Source organism: Saccharopolyspora gloriosae (assembly GCF_014203325.1).
Taxonomy (GTDB): Bacteria; Actinomycetota; Actinomycetes; order Mycobacteriales; family Pseudonocardiaceae; genus Saccharopolyspora_C; species Saccharopolyspora_C gloriosae.
Genome location: NZ_JACHIV010000001.1, coordinates 1,136,442 through 1,152,092, shown reverse-complemented (window position 1 = coordinate 1,152,092; position 15,651 = coordinate 1,136,442). Strand labels below are relative to the sequence as shown.

Here is a 15,651-nt window from a genome sequence, read left to right as displayed (position 1 = left end):
TCGGCCCGGAGCGGCTGGCTCTGCAAGAGGTCTGGTCGAGCCGACCCCGCGAGACACCACCGACACCATTTTCCTGACCGCTTCGACGCACGAGCAATCCGAAAGCTGATCGAATAATACCGACTGGGCATAAACACCATCCCGCGATCGACCAGCGACTACCAGAGCTAATGCCAGAGCCCAAAAAACCTGCCGCGTCTCCGAGCGACTCACGAGATCGAGACGACCCGCCGAAAAAGATGCGGTAAATGCTTGCCGCAGCACCAAGCCAAGCACGGCAGGAATCCCTCGGCGGCAGGAGGGCTGGGGAGGACCGGGGGCGGCGGACACGCTGAACCAGCCGACGCCAGCACCTGCCGATCTCGCGTACGAGCCTGGGCCGGCAATCTCTTACAAGGTGGTGCATCACCACTGATCAGACGACCGAAAGTGGGCGCAGCTGGGTTCGAACCAGCGACCCCTTGCTTGTAAGGCAAGTGCTCTTCCGCTGAGCTATGCGCCCCGAGTGGTGGCCGTCCGAAGATCAACCGCAACCGGCCGGATCACTGTACCGGTCCGGCCACCACCGGTACTCACGCGGCCAGTTCGGCCAGCGCCTTCTTCCACACGTTCTGGTCGCGTGCCTCGCCGGGCTGGTTGACCTCGGCGAACCGCACCTTGCCCGCGGTGTCGATGAGGAACGTGCCGCGCAACGCCATGCCGGCCTGCTCGTGGAACACGCCGTAGGCCTTGGCGACCTCGCCGTGCGGCCAGAAGTCCGACAGCAGCGGGAAGGTGTAGCCCTGCTGCTCCGCCCAGGCCTTCAGCGCGAACGGGGTGTCCACCGACACGCCCAGCACCTGGACCTGGTCGTTCTGGAAATCGGCCAGGTCGTCGCGGACCTGGCACAGCTCGCCCTGGCAGACCCCGCTGAACGCGAACGGGTAGAAGACGAGCAGCACGTTCTTGCTGCCCTTGAAGCTGGACAAGGAGACCTGCTCCTTGTTGAAGTCCGGCAGCGTGAAGTCCGGAGCGTCGGCGCCGACCTCGAGCGTCATGCGCGCACCCTTCTGTTCGGCCTGTGCACGTACGACGCCGAACCTACACCGATCACACGCACCCGGGCACCGGTGGCGGGGTCGCCACCGGTGCCCGGGACGTGGGATCGGCGATCCGCTCGACTCGAGGCCGAGCTCGTCAGCGCTTGGACTTGGCCTTGCGGTAAGCGAGCCTGGTACCCATCCAGGCTTCCCCCAGACTCGCGTTCGAGGTCTGGGCCAGGTTGGACGTGGACGCTGCCTCGGCGATGTCACTGGGCTCCACGTAACCGTCACGACCGGTCTTCGGCGTCAACACCCAGATCACCCCCTCATCGGCAAGAGGCGTCATCACGTCGAGGAGCGTGTCCGTCAGGTCACCGTCGTCGTCCCGCCACCACAGCAGTACGACGTCGACGACCTCGTCGGCATCCTCGTCGAGCAGTTCGCTCCCGCAACGCTCCTCGATCGCGGCACGAACGGCGTCATCGACGTCCTCGTCCCAACCGATCTCCTGAACGACCATCTCCGGCTCGATGTCGAGCCTGTCGGCGACGTCGACTTCGCTCTTGCCGGCGTCTCCCGCGGCGACCACGGCGTTCTCACTCCTCCAATGCAGGCGGTGCGGCGCGAACGCCACACCCAGGTTGGGCAGATCTGGCCGATAGCGAACACTGCGAACCGCTTCCGGCGCAACTGCTGGGCGCACGACACGCCGGTATCCGGCGTGGAACTCGACTGTAGGCGCCCACATCCAGGTCAGGCTAGAACGGTACCGGCAAGTAATCACCGCGGTGTACGCAGCGGCCACGAAGATGGGGGACGATGGCACGTGTCGGGCGTCACCCAAGCCCGCGACAAGCACCGCAAGCAGTCGAGGAGTTCCTTTGCCCGCGCAGAACAATGACGTCGGCGGCACCCCGCAACGGGTGCGGGTCATCCGAGACGGTCTCGCCTCGCATCTCCCGGACATCGATCCGGAGGAGACCGAAGAGTGGTTGCAGTCGTTCGACACGATGCTCGGTGAAGCGGGCCAGCAGCGCGCCCGCTACCTGATGCTCCGGCTGCTCCAGCGCGCCAGGGAAGGCGGCGTCGGCGTGCCGTCGCTGACCAGCACGGACTACGTCAACACCATCGCCACCGAGCAGGAACCGTGGTTCCCCGGCGACGAGGAGACCGAACGCCGCTACCGCGCCTGGATGCGGTGGAACGCCGCGATGATGGTGCATCGTGCGCAACGGCCCGGGATCGGCGTCGGCGGGCACATCTCGTCGTTCGCCTCCTCGGCGAGTCTCTACGAGGTCGGGTTCAACTGGTTCTTCCGCGGCAAGGACCACCCCGGCGGCGGGGACCACCTCTACATCCAGGGCCACGCCTCCCCCGGCATCTACGCTCGCGCCTTCCTCGAAGGCAGGTTGACCACCGATCAGCTCGACGGATTCCGCCAGGAGCACTCGCACGCCGGCCCCGGCGGCGGGCTGCCGTCCTACCCGCACCCTCGGCTGATGCCGGACTTCTGGGAGTTCCCGACGGTGTCGATGGGGCTCGGGCCGATGAACGCGATCTTCCAGGCGCGGTTCGACCGCTACTTGCACGACCGCGGCATCAAGGACACCAGCCAGCAGCGGGTGTGGGCGTTCCTCGGCGACGGCGAGATGAACGAGCCCGAATCGCGCGGCCTGCTGCACGTTGCGGCGAACGAAGGGCTGGACAATCTGACCTTCGTGGTCAACTGCAACTTGCAGCAGCTCGACGGGCCGGTGCGCGGTAACGGCAAGATCGTGCAGGAGCTGGAGTCGTTCTTCCGGGGCGCGGGCTGGAACGTCATCAAGGTCGTCTGGGGCCGCGAGTGGGATTCGCTGCTGCACGCCGACCGGGACGGCGCGCTGGTCAACCTCATGAACACCACGCCCGACGGCGACTACCAGACCTACAAGGCCAACGACGGCGCCTTCGTCCGCGAGCACTTCTTCGGCCGCGACCCGCGCACCAAGGACATGGTCAAGGACCTGACCGACGAGCAGGTGTGGGCGCTGCGCCGCGGCGGCCACGACTACCGCAAGGTCTACGCGGCGTACAAGGCCGCGACCGAGCACCACGGGCAGCCGACGGTCATCCTCGCCAAGACGATCAAGGGCTACGGCCTCGGGCCGCACTTCGAGGGCCGCAACGCCACGCACCAGATGAAGAAGATGACCCTGGACGACCTGAAGTTGTTCCGGGACAGCCTGCGGATCCCGATCAGCGACGAGCAGCTCGAAGCGGACCCGTACCTGCCGCCGTACTACCACCCCGGCGAGGACGCCCCCGAGATCCAGTACCTGCGGGAGCACCGCCGGCGGCTCGGCGGCTACCTGCCGGAGCGGCGCGTGAAGGCGAAGCCGCTGGTGCTGCCGGGCGACCAGGTCTACGACGTGATCCGGCGCGGCTCCGGCAAGCAGGAGGTCGCCACCACGATGGCGTTCGTCCGGCTGCTCAAGGACCTCGCCAAGGACCCCGAGGTGGGGCCGCGCATCGTGCCGATCATCCCGGACGAGGCCCGCACCTTCGGGATGGACTCGATGTTCCCGTCGCAGAAGATCTACAATCCGATGGGGCAGTCGTACACGCCGGTCGACTACCGGCTGATGCTCGCGTACCGGGAGAGCGAGCAGGGCCAGATCCTGCACGAAGGCATCAACGAAGCCGGGTCGAGCGCGTCGTTCACGGCCGCGGGGACGTCCTACGCCACGCACGGCGAACCGATGATCCCGATCTACATCTTCTACTCGATGTTCGGGTTCCAGCGCACCGGTGACAGCCTGTGGGCCGCCGGGGACCAGATGGCGCGCGGATTCCTGCTCGGGGCCACCGCCGGGCGCACCACGCTCACCGGCGAAGGGCTGCAGCACGCCGACGGGCATTCGCTGCTGCTGGCCGCGACGAACCCGGCGGTGGTGGCCTACGACCCGGCGTGGGCGTTCGAGATCGCGCACATCGTCAAGGACGGCCTGCGGCGGATGTACGGCGAGGACGCCGAGAACGTCTACTACTACTTGACGATCTACAACGAGCCGTACCAGCAGCCCGCCGAGCCGGACGGGGTGGACGTGGACGGCCTGTTGAAGGGCCTATACCTGTTCCGCCGCGGTTCGGCCGGTTCCGTCCCCGCGCAGATCCTCACCTCGGGCGTCGCGATGCCCGAGGCGTTGCGGGCGCAGCAGATCCTCGCCGACGAGTGGGACGTGCGCGCCGACGTGTGGTCGGCGACGTCCTGGACGGAGCTGCGGCGCGAAGCAGAAGCGGTGGACCGCCACAACCTGCTGCACCCGGAGGAGCAGCCGCGGGTGCCGTACGTGACCCGCGCGCTGGCGGACGCCGAAGGTCCGGTGGTCGCGGTCAGCGACTGGATGCGCGCGGTGCCGGACCTGATCCGCTCCTGGGTGCCGGGCGACATGGTGAGCCTGGGCGCGGACGGCTTCGGGTTCTCCGACACCCGGCCGGCGGCGCGCCGGGTGTTCCTGGTGGACGCGGAGTCCGCGGTGGTCGCCACGCTCTCGGCGCTGGCCCGGCGCGGCGTGATCGACGGGTCGCGCGTCACCGAGGCGACCCGCCGGTACCGCTTGGACGACGTGCGCGCCGCGGGGCCGCAGACCTCGGACCCGGGCGACGCCTGAGCACCCCCGCCGCCGGGTGGCCGAGCCGCATCGGCTCCGCCGGCCGGCGGCGGGCTTGTCAGGTCGTCGCGGGAGCGAGCGTGCGAGCTCGGGCGGTGCGGTTCCAGCTCCACCAGCCGTGGATCACCAGCGCGGCGAACACCACGTAGATCGCGGCGCTGAAGTAGAGCCCGGACGCCAGTTGCAGCGGCACGCCGACGGCGTCCACCGCCAGCCACACCAACCAGAACTCGACGAGCCCGCGGCCCTGCGCCCAGAACGCGACGGCCGTGCCGACGAAGATCCAGGCGTCCGGCCACGGCGCCCAGGACGCGTCCATCGCGGTGAGCAGCGAGGCGAATCCGGTCGTGGCCACTGCCAGCACTCCCAGCAGCACCAAGCGCTCCCGGACGGTGCCCTTGCGGACCGCGACGCCGTAGACCGGGTCGCTGCGGTGGCTCCAGGCCCACCAGCCGTAGACGGAGATCAGCAGGATCACGATCTGCCGGACCGCGAGGCCGCCGAGTTCGGCGGAGGCGTAGACGGTGAACAGCAGGACCGTCGCGGTCACCTGCACCGGCCAGGTGGCCAGGGTGCGCCGCTGCGCCAGGAAGACGACCGCCAGCGCGCACAGCTGCCCGACCAGTTCCGCCCAGGAGATCTGCTGGCCCAGCACGGTGATTCCGTTGCCGAGCACCCATTCCGCGACAGCGCGCACAACCCCACTCCTCCCAGCCGGTCCTGGCACCGGGGCTGAGCGGGAACGCGGCGGCCACCGGTGCCACGCATGGCGACCGGTCGCGGTCGAGTGCCCGTGCGCCGCCTCCCATCCGGACTGTCACCGTCGGTTCCGGAGTTCCACCGGATCGGCCGGAGCTCCTGGCCGGGTTCGGCCGGGAGGCACCGGTTCGCGGACTGTCACCGCCGGTTCGGAATCTCACCGAGCCCCGGAGCGCACGACGTTTCGTACTGCTGTCAACATCGTCGGTCGCCGTGCTTGTTCCGCGGACTCGTCGTGGTTCGAATCACAGCTCCCGAATCTTCGATCAGGTGATCGAACAGGGGTGCGACCCGGGGTAGACTCGGCGATCTCCGGTGGAATCGATCAGACGGCAGGGCGACGAGCGCGCGACGCGAAGGGGGTGCCCGGGTGAACGACGTCGATCACGCCATCTTGGCGTTCGAGAGCGAGTTCTGGCGCTATCCGGGCAGCAAGGACCGCGTCATCCAGGAGCGCTTCGGGATCTCGCCCACGCGGTACTACCAGCGCCTCAACCGGTTATTGGACGAACCGGAGGCCTTGGCCCAACAGCCCGTGCTGGTCAACCGCCTGTTACGCAGACGAGCGGAACGATCGGACCGCAGAGCCGCCGCACCTCGCCGCTGAGCTCCCGCCGCCGTTCCGCCCGTCCGCTGCGACTCCTCAGGTAGTGGTGCGGGCCTGCTGCTCCGGCGTGAGTTGGCGGTCCTGCTGGATGCGGACCAGTTCGGCGAGCAGCGGGGCGGCCTGCTCCGGTGGCAGTGCGGAGAACGCGGCCTTGATCGACTCGGGATCGGCTGGCTGCGCCGGGGCTTCGCCGGGCGCGGTCTGCTGCTGCGGCACCGCGGGCGCCTGCATCGGTGCGGGGGTCTGCGTGGCGAGCAGGCCGTTGACCAGGTCCACCAGCATCGCCACCGGTGTGCGCGGACCGAGCGCGGTGTTCCACCCGGCGATCTGCCCTTCGGGTCCGCGCGGGCCGAGCAGTTCGTTCTCGATGCGGCGCAGGATCGCGTCCTGTTCGGGCGTCATGTCGGCGTTCTCCTGTTCGTTCGTGGCGAGTTCGGCCCGGAAGCGGTCCAGGTCGACGTGACCCGGGTCGATCTTGCCGGTCACGCTCGTCTCCTTGTGCCCGCGCGAGGCCTCGTGCGGCGCGCCCAGGTGGTCGAGCACCGCCCTGGTCGCGACGAGCGCGGCGGTGTACTGCTCGGGGCTCGGACCCTGCTCGACGCCCTGGTAGTCCCACTCGAACCCGACGTAGAGCACGTTGCCGTCGCCCGCCGGCACCGGTCCGGAGGCCTGCGCCTTCCCAGCGTGGTTGGCGCGCCCGGCGGAGATCAAGTGCACCACCCCGTCGAACCCGATCAGCCCGTGGCACAGCGGTCCGGCCAGATCGGACCGGCCGTCGATCACCAGCTGCAGGCTCGGCGCGGGGTCCTCGTAGGAGGCGACGGTGGCGGTGTGGTGCTGGAGCACCCCGACCGGCTCCGGCTGCGCGCCGGAGCTCGCGGTGCGCTCCTGCCACCCCGGTGCCTCGACGACGGTCAGCCCCGCCGCTCGCAACACGTCACCGAGCCACACCAGCGGCAGAGCCATGCCGATCACTCCCCTGGCGGCCCGTCCGAGCCGCGTTCGCGTCGCTTGCCTGCTGCCATCGTGTCCTGCGATCAACCGCCCCGACCACGCCTGATCGGATGAATTGCGGTCGACCGGTGGTCATCGGCCCGGCGAACGGTGGCGCGCGGGCGTGTCGGACACCCCTGGCGACGACCTCCGGCGAACCCTCCACATCGGACCCGGCCGGCGCGGTGACCGGGCTCGCTCCACGCCGGACGCACGGCGCGCGCGGTGCCCGGCTCCGCGCTCGGAGGGCCCGTGCGATTCTGGCGGTATGAATTCCGAAGGCGCAGGTGAACAAGGCGAACGCATTTCCGCGGTCACCTTGCGCGCACTGGAACGGGCATCCGGGGACCTGGCCACCGCGAGCATCAACGCGATGGAGCACCGGCTGCCGTGGTTCCGCCGACTGCCCGCCGACCAGCGCGCGAGCGTGCTGCTGGTGACCCAGACCGGCGTCTCGAACTTCGTGGCCTGGCTGCAGGACCCGACCGAAGCCATCCGGCTGACCGCGGAGGCGTTCCGCGCGGCGCCGAAGGACCTGTCGCGCTGGGTGAGCCTGCGCCAGACGCTGGACCTGGTGCGCGCCGCGATCGACGTGTTCGAGCACCAGCTGCCGGAACTGGCCGAACGGGCCGAGGAGCGCACCGCGCTCACCGAGCTGATCCTGCGCTACACGCGGGAGATCGCGTTCGCGGCGGCCACTTCGTACGCGGCGGCGGCGGAGGCGCGCGGGGCGTGGGACGCGCGGCTGGAGGCGCTCGTCGTGGACGGCATCGTGCGCGGCGACCCGGAGGAGTCGCTGCTGTCCAGGGCCGCGGCGCTCGGCTGGGAACCGGGCTCGGAGGCGACGGTGCTGGTCGGCACCGCTCCCTCGGACGATCCGCCGAAGATCATCTACCAGGTGCGCAGCAGGGCGGCCCGCGCCGGACGCCCGGTGCTGCTGGGCGTGCAGGGCACCAGGCTGGTGGTGGTGTTCGGCGGGCCGTCCAACGACCGGGCCGCGCACGAGGCGGCGACCAAGCTGACGGAGGCCTTCGACGACGGGCCGGTGGTGGTCGGCCCCACCGCGTCCAGCCTCTCCGAGGCGCACCGGTCCGCTTCGGACGCGATGTCCGGGCTGCGCGCGGTGGTGGCGTGGCCGACGGCGCCGCGTCCGGTGCTCGCCGAAGACCTGCTGCCGGAGCGGGCCCTGGCCGGAGATCCGGAAGCGGAGCGCCAGCTCGTGGAAGGCATCGTGCTGCCGCTGGTGGACGCGGGCGGCGCGCTGCTGGAGACCGTGGACACCTACCTGGAGCTGGGCGGGGTCCTGGAGAATTGCGCCCGGCAGCTCTACGTGCACCCGAACACGGTGCGCTACCGGCTGCGCAGGGTCGCCGAGCTCACCGGGCGCACGCCGTCGAACGCGCGCGACGCGCTGGTGCTGCGGGTGGCGCTGTCGATGGGCAGGCTGGCGCGGGCTCGGGGCCTGTGGTGAGCGCGCGCCGCCGCTGGTCACCGCCCCGCAGCGGTTCGGCGCCGCGGTGTCCTGACGTGATCGAACCGACACGGGCAACAACGATTCACGCTCCGTGATGCCCGAATCAGGGATGCTGTTGTAGACACTCCACAAGATTGGGCCTCGGATCTCGTCCGTGTCGACATCACGCCGATCAGGGTCGGGGATGTGTAGTAGCAGGGTGATCGCGCTCCTCGCCCCCGGCCAGGGCTCCCAGGCCCCTGGCATGCTCACGCCCTGGCTCGAACTCGACGGCGCCCGCGAGCGCGTGGAGGCCTGGTCCGAGCACGCGGGCCTGGACTTGGTGCGGCTGGGAACCACCGCCGAGGCCGACGAGATCAAGGACACCGCCATCACGCAGCCGCTGGTGGTGGCGCTGTCGCTGCTGGCGGCCGAGCAGCTGCGGTCCCGCTTCGAGATCCCCGCCGAGACCCCGGTCGCGGGACATTCGGTGGGCGAGCTGGCCGCAGCCGCGATCGCGGGCGTGCTCTCCCCGGACGACGCCGTCGCGCTGGCAGCGGTGCGCGGCCGGGAGATGGCCGCCGCGTGCGCCTTGGAGCCGACGTCGATGTCGGCGGTGATGGGCGGCGACCCGGAGACCGTCGTGAGCCACCTGGAGTCGCTCGGCCTGGACCCGGCGAACTGCAACGGCGCCGGTCAGATCGTCGCCGCGGGCCGCAAGCCCGCGTTGGAGGCGCTGGCCGAAGAACCGCTGACCGGGACTAAGGTGCGGCCGCTGGCCGTCGCCGGGGCCTTCCACACGCGCTTCATGGCACCCGCGCAGGACGCGTTCGGCACGCAGGCCGACAAGGTCGCCGTCGACGACCCCGCGTTCCCGCTGCTGTCCAATTCGGACGGTTCCGTCGTCGAGGCGGGCGACGAGTTCGTGCGCCGCCTCGTCGCGCAGATCACCCGGCCGGTGCGCTGGGACCACTGCATGGCCACCCTCGCGGAGCGGGGAGTGCGGGCCGTGGTGGAGTTCCCCCCGGCCGGCGCGTTGACCGGCCTGGTGCGCCGCGAGCTCAAGGGCACCAAGACCGTGGCGCTGAAGAAGCCCGAAGACCTCGACAAGGTCGCCGACCTGCTGGCCGCGGACTCCGACGAGTCCGCCCAAGACGCGAACACCTCTGGGAGCGACGCGTGAGCACACCGACCCTGCGCCAGTCCACCGGTCCGGCAGCGACCAAGCTGCTCGGTTTCGGTAGCACCCAGGGCAACCGGATCGTCACCAACGACGATCTGGCCAAGATCGTCGACACCAACGACGAGTGGATCCAGCAGCGCGTCGGCATCGTGCACCGCCGTCTCGGCGACGAGGACCAGACCGTGGTCGCGATGGCCGTCGAAGCCGGTTCGAAGGCGATCGCCGACGCGGGCCTGACCCCGGCCGACGTGGACCAGGTGATCATCGCCACCTGCACGATGCCGGGCGGGATTCCGAACGCCGCCGCGCAGGTCGCCGACCAGATCGGCGTCAAGGCCGCGGGCGCCTTCGACCTCAACGCCGCGTGCGCCGGGTTCTGCTACGCGCTCAGCATGGCTTCCGACATGGTGCTGGCCGGGTCCTCCCGCCGGGTGCTGGTGATCGGCGCCGAGCGGTTCCAGGAGACCATCGACTGGCAGGACCGGGCGAACTGCATCATCTTCGCCGACGGTGCGGGTGCGGCGGTCGTGGGACCGTCCGACGAGCCCGGCATCGGCCCGGCCGCGCTGGGCAGCGCGGGCGACCTCGTCGACACCATCTACCTGCGCGACGGCAAGTACATCTACCAGGAGGGCCAGGCGGTCTTCCGCTGGGCGACGACGCAGATCGCCCCCGTCGCCAAGCGCGCCGTGGAGCTCGCGGGCCTGGAACTGTCCGATGTGGATGCGCTGGTCGCGCACCAGGCCAACCTGCGCATCGTCGAGGGCATCGCCAAGAAGCTGCAGAGCCAGGGTGCCCGCGATGACCTGGTGATCGCTCGTGACATCGTCTACTCCGGCAACACCTCCGCCGCTTCGATCCCGCTCGCCATCGACCACATGCGGTCGGCGGGCGAGCTCTCCAGCGGGGACGTGCTGCTGCTGGTCGGCTTCGGGGCTGGACTGTCCTACGCCGGCCAGGTCGTGATCTGCCCCTGAGCGTTCGCGCTCACCGATACCACCGCGGGCCGCGCCCGCGGTGAGACCGCAACAGAGGAAAGGAACCACCGTGGCGAACGAGGAAATCGCGCAGGGTCTCGCCAGCATCGTCGAAGAGGTCGCCGGCGTTGACGCCGAGGACGTCCAGGTCGAGAAGTCGTTCGTCGACGACCTCGACATCGACTCGCTGTCGATGGTCGAGATCGCCGTGCAGGCGGAGGACAAGTTCGGCGTGAAGATCCCCGACGACGAGCTGGCGAACCTCAAGACCGTGGGTGATGCGGTGGACTACATCACCAAGAACGCATGACGGCGACCGACGTCGTCATCACCGGGATGGGCGCGACGACACCACTCGGTGGTGACGTCGCGTCCACCTGGGACGGTCTGCTGGCCGGGCGCAGCGGCGTTCGCAGGCTCACGGAGGAGTGGGTCGACAAGTACGACCTGCCCGCCAAGATCGGCGCACCGCTGGTCGTGGAGCCCTCCGAGGTGCTGCCTCGGGTGCAGCTGCGGCGGCTGGACCGTTGCCAGGCGATCGCGATCATCGCGGCTCGCCAGGCGTGGAACGACGCCGGTTACGACATGCCCACCGACGAGCACGAGTCGGTGGATCCGGATCGGCTGGGCGTCGCGCTCGGCACCGGCATCGGCGGGCCGGTCACGCTGCTCAACCAGGACGACCTCCTGGAGGAGCACGGGCTGCGCAAGATCTCGCCGCTGACCGTGCCGATGCTCATGCCCAACGGTCCCGCCGCGCACGTCGGCATCGACCTGCGCGCTCGCGCCGGTGTGCACTCCCCCGCCTCCGCCTGCGCTTCCGGCGCCGAGGGGTTGGCGCGGGGCTGGGACATGATCCGGTCCGGTCAGGCCGACGTGGTGGTCGCCGGTGGTGCGGAGTCCTGCATCCACCAGATCACCGTCGCCGGGTTCTGCCAGGCCCGGACGTTGAGCACGCGCAACGACGAGCCGGAGCTGGCCTCACGCCCGTTCGACACGGGCCGGGACGGGTTCGTGCTCGGCGAAGGCGCGGGCGTGGTGATCCTGGAGAGCGCCGAGCACGCCAAGGCCCGCGGAGCGCGGATCTACGGTCGGCTCGCCGGGGTGGGCATCACCTCGGACGCGTACCACATCACCGGGAGCCACCCGGACGGCGTCGGCCAGGTCAACGCCATGACCCAGGCCGTGCGCACCGCGGATCTGTCCACTTCGGATGTCGAGCACGTCAACGCGCACGCCACGTCCACCGTGGTGGGCGACGTGGGCGAGGCGGCGGCCATCCGCAAGACGTTCGGCGACGGAGTCGCGCTGACCGCGCCGAAGAGCGCGCTCGGGCACCTCGTCGGCGGCGCGGGCGCGGTCGAGAGCATCGTGACGCTGCTGTCGATCTACCACGGGCAGATCCCGCCCACCCGCAACCTCGACGAGCTCGACCCGAAGGTCGAACTGGACGTGGTGACGGACAAGCCGCGGCAAGTCGAGCTGTCGGCCGCGGTGAACAACTCCTTCGGTTTCGGCGGGCACAACGTGGCGCTCGCGTTCGCCAAGGCCTGACGAGTCCGTTCGCGGCCAACCCCGAGCGGGGGGCCGGGACCTCAGGCGGCGCGTGCCAGGACCTGATCGACAGCCCCGAGCGCACCTCGCTTCGGGGCTGTCCTCGGGACCGCTCCCGGCGACCTCTCCCCAGCGCAGCGCGCCCGATCGACTCGGCGCCGCGCGCGCCACCCGTCCGCGGAGATGATCACCCGATCGGCGGGAAGTTCAGCTGTCGCAGCGGCATCCGAGCAGTGACCCGGCCATCACCGGAACGCGCCGCGGGCGGATCATCGTGCCGTCACCCGGACCGCGGAGATCAGCAGCGGACGGCGAGAGCGCTACCGGGCAGGCTGTTCGTGTCGAGCCGGAAACCACCGGCGTCGACCACCATCGGATACACCACCGACCAGCGCAGGCACGGCGATTCCAGCCCCGGCGGGGCGTCGTGCGGATCCTGGGTGCTCACGAAGGTCATCAGGATGCGCAGCGAATCCTTCGGCCCCGGCTCGACGCGGTGCACCCTGACCGCCGCGTCCCGCGTCGTCGCGTACTCCTGCTGCCACTTGTCCTCGGGGAGCTGGCGCTGCTTCTCCGCGACGACGGTGGCCTTCCAGGTCTCGTACCGGCGCATGTTGATCGCGTTGAAGTGCATCTGCAGCGTCCAGCGGATGTCGGCGCTGTCCGGGTGAGCTTCGGCGTCCGGGCTCAACTCGATGTTCGCGTACTGACCGCCCTGATCCTGCGCCTCGCCCATCACACCGGTCGTCCCCGACGGCTCCGAGTAGTAGCGCTGCGCCACGATCCCCCCGGCACCCGCCGCGAGCAGCACGATGACGGCGATCGGCACGCCCCATTTCAGCCAGGAGTTGCGCGAACGGCCTACCGGAGAAGTCGACTGCACACCGATCAGCTTCCCACAGCGGGGCTTGTTCGAGGTTCTCCGGGCTCGTTCTGCCTTGGTGTCCGGGTGGCGGAACCTCAGTCGGTCTCTCGCTGCGGGATCTTTTTCCCGAGTGGCTCCGCCACGAGGGAAAAAGCTGTCCTCGCGAGAGACCGACTGAGAACCCGCGGGTGGTCGACTTCTCGACGTGGGCTATGTGCTCCGCACATACAGGCACGGCCTACGGCCGCAAAGCAGGCTTGCTTCGCAGCCCAAAGCACGGCTTCGCCGCAAAGGCACGGCCTTTGGCCGCGAGGCAGGCTTGGCTTCGCTGCCCGGGGCATGGGTTTTGCTTGGTTTGGTGGGGTTAGCCGACTCGGTGGAGCCAGCTGACTGGGGCTCCGTCTCCGGCGTGGCGGAAGAGTTCCAGTTCCTGGTCCCACGCCGCGCCGAGCAGCTGGTCGACGCGGTGGGTGAACGATTCGGAGCCCCGGCTGTTGGCGGCGAGGGTGCGCAGCTGGTCTTCGCTCACCACGATGTCGCCGTTGGCGCTGGTGCGTGCGTTCCACAGGCCGAGTCCGGGGACGTGGCAGAACCGCTGCCCGTCGATGCCCGGACTGGGGTCCTCGGTGATCTCGAACCGGAGCATCGGCCACGCGCGCAACGCGGTGACCAAGCGGGACCCCGTTCCAGGTTCCCCGGTCCAGGTGAGTTCGGCGCGCAACTGCCCAGGCGCCGCGGGTTGCGCCGTCCAGCGGAGTTCGGTCCGCATGCCGAGTGCGCCGGCGACGGCCCACTCGATGTGCGGACAGACCGCAGACGGCGACGAGTGGACGTAGACCACGCCACTGGTGCTGCCACGGGTGCTCACTGCTGACCTCCGCTGTTCGACGAGGGACGTCTTCCCCTACGACCTCGTCCGGCGGTGGCCCGGCCGCCGATCACCCGCGTCGCGGTGGATCGGTGGTGTGCGGCGTCATTCTGCACGGGCGTTGACCACGCCCGCCACATGAAGTTGATGAACTGCCCGACCGGGGCACGTCGTTCCGATACCGTTCGCGGGACTCCCCCGTTCCTGCCGGAGCGAGGTCCTCGCAGTTCCAGGGCCGCCCGAGCGGACGAACCGGTGCCCCGGACGGCCCAGTCCCGCAGGTGCGGACGAGTGTCGGATACCACTCGAATGGGGGAGCACGCGCAGTAGGCGACAATGCCTGCCGGACCCGGCGGCCGTAGACCGACCGGGCGAGTGGAGCTCGATCGCGGGAACGGAGACGACCATGCGGGTGGTGCGGCTCGGCAAGGAGCCGACCAAGATCGGCGCGGACATCCGGGCGGCCATCGCGGCGTGGGGTCCCGGCAGCGGTGTCTTCGGCGGGGTCGCCGTCTTCGGCGCCGAACCGCCGGGCGCGCCGCGCACGCTGGACGCGGTCCTGGTGCTGCCGCGCGGCATCGTGGTCGTCGTCGGCACCGATCTCCCGGAGTCCGCGCTCGCCGTGGAGGCGCCGGTGCAGACCCCGTGGACGGTCGACGGCTGGCCGCTGCTGCGCCAGACCGCCGCGATGAACCCGGCGCTGGAAGCGCTGGAATCGGCCGCCGCGCTGGCCCGCGCGTTGCAGTCCCGCGACGCGGAGCCGATGCCCGTCGCCGCCATCGTCGCGCTCGGCCCCTACGTCGTCCGGATCACCCAGCCGACGAACGACCTGCACCGCGGCGTGCGGGTGCTGTACCCGTCCACGACGAGCATGCTCGCCGCCGTCCGCGAACTCGCCACCTACGAACGCGCCTGCGGCGTCGAGCCGGCGCGGAAGGTGCTGCGCATCCTCGACGAACGCGCGGGCCGGCTCTCCGTCGCGGAGCTGACCGCGGAGGGCTTCCCCGATTCGGTGACCCCCGACCTCGCGTCGGCGAACACGCTGCTGATCCCGAAGGTGCGCGACGAGGAACCGGCGCCGGTTCCGGCCGCGGCACCGGCCGGGCTGCGCGCTCGGCTGGGCGGCCTGTCGCGGCGCACGGTGCTGACCGCGCTCGGCGCGGCCGCCGCCGTGCTCGCCGGGGCGGTGCTGTCCTCGGTGTGGGCGGGTGCTTCGGGCTCGACCCGGGACATGACCGCGCAGCAGGTGGACGGGGTCTCGTTCGAGCGCACCGCGGCCGACCTCGGCGGCGACTGCGCCGAAGCCTCGTTCGGCGACGTGCGGGCCTGGTTCCAGCGGCATCCGTGCGAGTCGCTGTCCAGGCAGGTCTTCGACAGCGAAGCCGCGGGCCGGGCGGCCACCACGTCCCTCGCGGTGGTGGACCTCGGTGACGCGACACCGGCGCGGAACCTGCGGGAACTGCTGAACACTCCGGGTTCCGGCGGTCTCTCCGACCCGGCCGCCGAACCCGGTCCGCCCGCCGAGTTCGACGGCGCGGCGCAGGCGGTGCAGCAGACCGGCTCCCAGGTGCGGATCGTGCAGGCGGCCTGGGCCTCCGGGAAGTCCGATCCGGACGACGTCTCGCTGCGCGTGCTCGCCGAACGCGGATTGCGGTTGCGCGCGCCCGAGTAGGCCGCCGCGCGGCACCGGTGGAACCCGCCGAGCGCGGATTCCACCGGT

At 70.4% G+C, this 15,651-nt stretch carries 14 protein-coding genes, 1 tRNA gene and 1 riboswitch; of the genes, 8 read left to right on the top strand and 7 right to left on the bottom strand.

The features are described 5' to 3' along the window. Positions 1-430: 430 nt before the first annotated feature. The 3 genes from BJ969_RS05420 to BJ969_RS05410 form a co-directional block, all read right to left on the bottom strand. Positions 431-502: transfer RNA gene (locus BJ969_RS05420), tRNA-Val, on the bottom strand. 70 nt (positions 503-572) lie between these two features. Then, positions 573-1,037 carry a peroxiredoxin gene (locus BJ969_RS05415; protein ID WP_184477759.1) on the bottom strand — a complete coding sequence of 155 codons (465 nt, stop codon included), beginning with the start codon at positions 1,035-1,037 and terminating at the stop codon, positions 573-575. Positions 1,038-1,176: 139 nt separating this feature from the next. Next, the gene (locus BJ969_RS05410; RefSeq protein ID WP_184477758.1) at positions 1,177-1,611 is read right to left on the bottom strand and encodes a DUF3052 domain-containing protein; all 435 of its coding nucleotides are present in this window, start codon (positions 1,609-1,611) and stop codon (positions 1,177-1,179) included. 292 nt (positions 1,612-1,903) lie between these two features. Here BJ969_RS05410 and aceE point away from each other — a divergent pair, with 292 nt between their 5' ends. Next, complete coding sequence (gene aceE, locus BJ969_RS05405; protein WP_246456686.1) at positions 1,904-4,672, top strand: pyruvate dehydrogenase (acetyl-transferring), homodimeric type; 2,769 nt, start codon at positions 1,904-1,906, stop codon at positions 4,670-4,672. Positions 4,673-4,730: 58 nt separating this feature from the next. Here aceE and BJ969_RS05400 read toward each other — a convergent pair whose 3' ends face one another. Continuing rightward, complete coding sequence (locus tag BJ969_RS05400; protein WP_184477756.1) at positions 4,731-5,369, bottom strand: nicotinamide mononucleotide transporter; 639 nt, start codon at positions 5,367-5,369, stop codon at positions 4,731-4,733. Positions 5,370-5,465: 96 nt separating this feature from the next. Next, a riboswitch (FMN riboswitch) is annotated at positions 5,466-5,609 on the bottom strand. Positions 5,610-5,801: 192 nt separating this feature from the next. On the opposite strand from BJ969_RS05400, the gene BJ969_RS05395 reads away from it, so the two are divergent. Continuing rightward, positions 5,802-6,038, top strand: coding sequence for a DUF3263 domain-containing protein (locus tag BJ969_RS05395; RefSeq protein ID WP_184477755.1), 237 nt, complete (start codon positions 5,802-5,804; stop codon positions 6,036-6,038). A 36-nt stretch (positions 6,039-6,074) separates the two neighbouring features. On the opposite strand, the gene BJ969_RS05390 is transcribed toward BJ969_RS05395, so the two are convergent. Next, complete coding sequence (locus tag BJ969_RS05390; RefSeq protein WP_184477754.1) at positions 6,075-7,004, bottom strand: peptidoglycan recognition protein family protein; 930 nt, start codon at positions 7,002-7,004, stop codon at positions 6,075-6,077. A 295-nt stretch (positions 7,005-7,299) separates the two neighbouring features. Here BJ969_RS05390 and BJ969_RS05385 point away from each other — a divergent pair, with 295 nt between their 5' ends. From BJ969_RS05385 to BJ969_RS05365, 5 genes are all read left to right on the top strand, one after another. After that, positions 7,300-8,502, top strand: coding sequence for a PucR family transcriptional regulator (locus BJ969_RS05385; protein WP_184477753.1), 1,203 nt, complete (start codon positions 7,300-7,302; stop codon positions 8,500-8,502). Positions 8,503-8,689: 187 nt separating this feature from the next. Further along, positions 8,690-9,667: an ACP S-malonyltransferase gene (locus tag BJ969_RS05380; protein WP_221315711.1), complete on the top strand. Its 978-nt coding sequence runs from the start codon at positions 8,690-8,692 to the stop codon at positions 9,665-9,667. Next, on the top strand, positions 9,664-10,644 hold the full coding sequence (locus tag BJ969_RS05375) for a beta-ketoacyl-ACP synthase 3 (protein WP_184477751.1): 981 nt from the start codon (positions 9,664-9,666) through the stop codon (positions 10,642-10,644). The genes BJ969_RS05380 and BJ969_RS05375 overlap by 4 nt, the downstream gene beginning before the upstream one ends. A 70-nt stretch (positions 10,645-10,714) precedes the next feature. Further along, on the top strand, positions 10,715-10,954 hold the full coding sequence (locus tag BJ969_RS05370) for an acyl carrier protein (RefSeq protein ID WP_184477750.1): 240 nt from the start codon (positions 10,715-10,717) through the stop codon (positions 10,952-10,954). Beyond that, positions 10,951-12,198: a beta-ketoacyl-[acyl-carrier-protein] synthase family protein gene (locus BJ969_RS05365; protein ID WP_184477749.1), complete on the top strand. Its 1,248-nt coding sequence runs from the start codon at positions 10,951-10,953 to the stop codon at positions 12,196-12,198. The genes BJ969_RS05370 and BJ969_RS05365 overlap by 4 nt, the downstream gene beginning before the upstream one ends. Positions 12,199-12,496: 298 nt before the next feature. On the opposite strand, the gene BJ969_RS05360 is transcribed toward BJ969_RS05365, so the two are convergent. Together BJ969_RS05360 and BJ969_RS05355 are read right to left on the bottom strand one after the other, a co-directional pair. After that, entirely contained in the window at positions 12,497-13,081 is a 585-nt protein-coding gene (locus tag BJ969_RS05360) for a hypothetical protein (protein WP_184477748.1), read from the bottom strand. A gap of 346 nt (positions 13,082-13,427) precedes the next feature. Beyond that, positions 13,428-13,931 carry a DUF3145 family protein gene (locus BJ969_RS05355; protein WP_184477747.1) on the bottom strand — a complete coding sequence of 168 codons (504 nt, stop codon included), beginning with the start codon at positions 13,929-13,931 and terminating at the stop codon, positions 13,428-13,430. A 406-nt stretch (positions 13,932-14,337) separates the two neighbouring features. Here BJ969_RS05355 and BJ969_RS05350 point away from each other — a divergent pair, with 406 nt between their 5' ends. Further along, the gene (locus tag BJ969_RS05350; protein ID WP_184477746.1) at positions 14,338-15,603 is read left to right on the top strand and encodes a hypothetical protein; all 1,266 of its coding nucleotides are present in this window, start codon (positions 14,338-14,340) and stop codon (positions 15,601-15,603) included. Positions 15,604-15,651 lie beyond the last annotated feature (48 nt).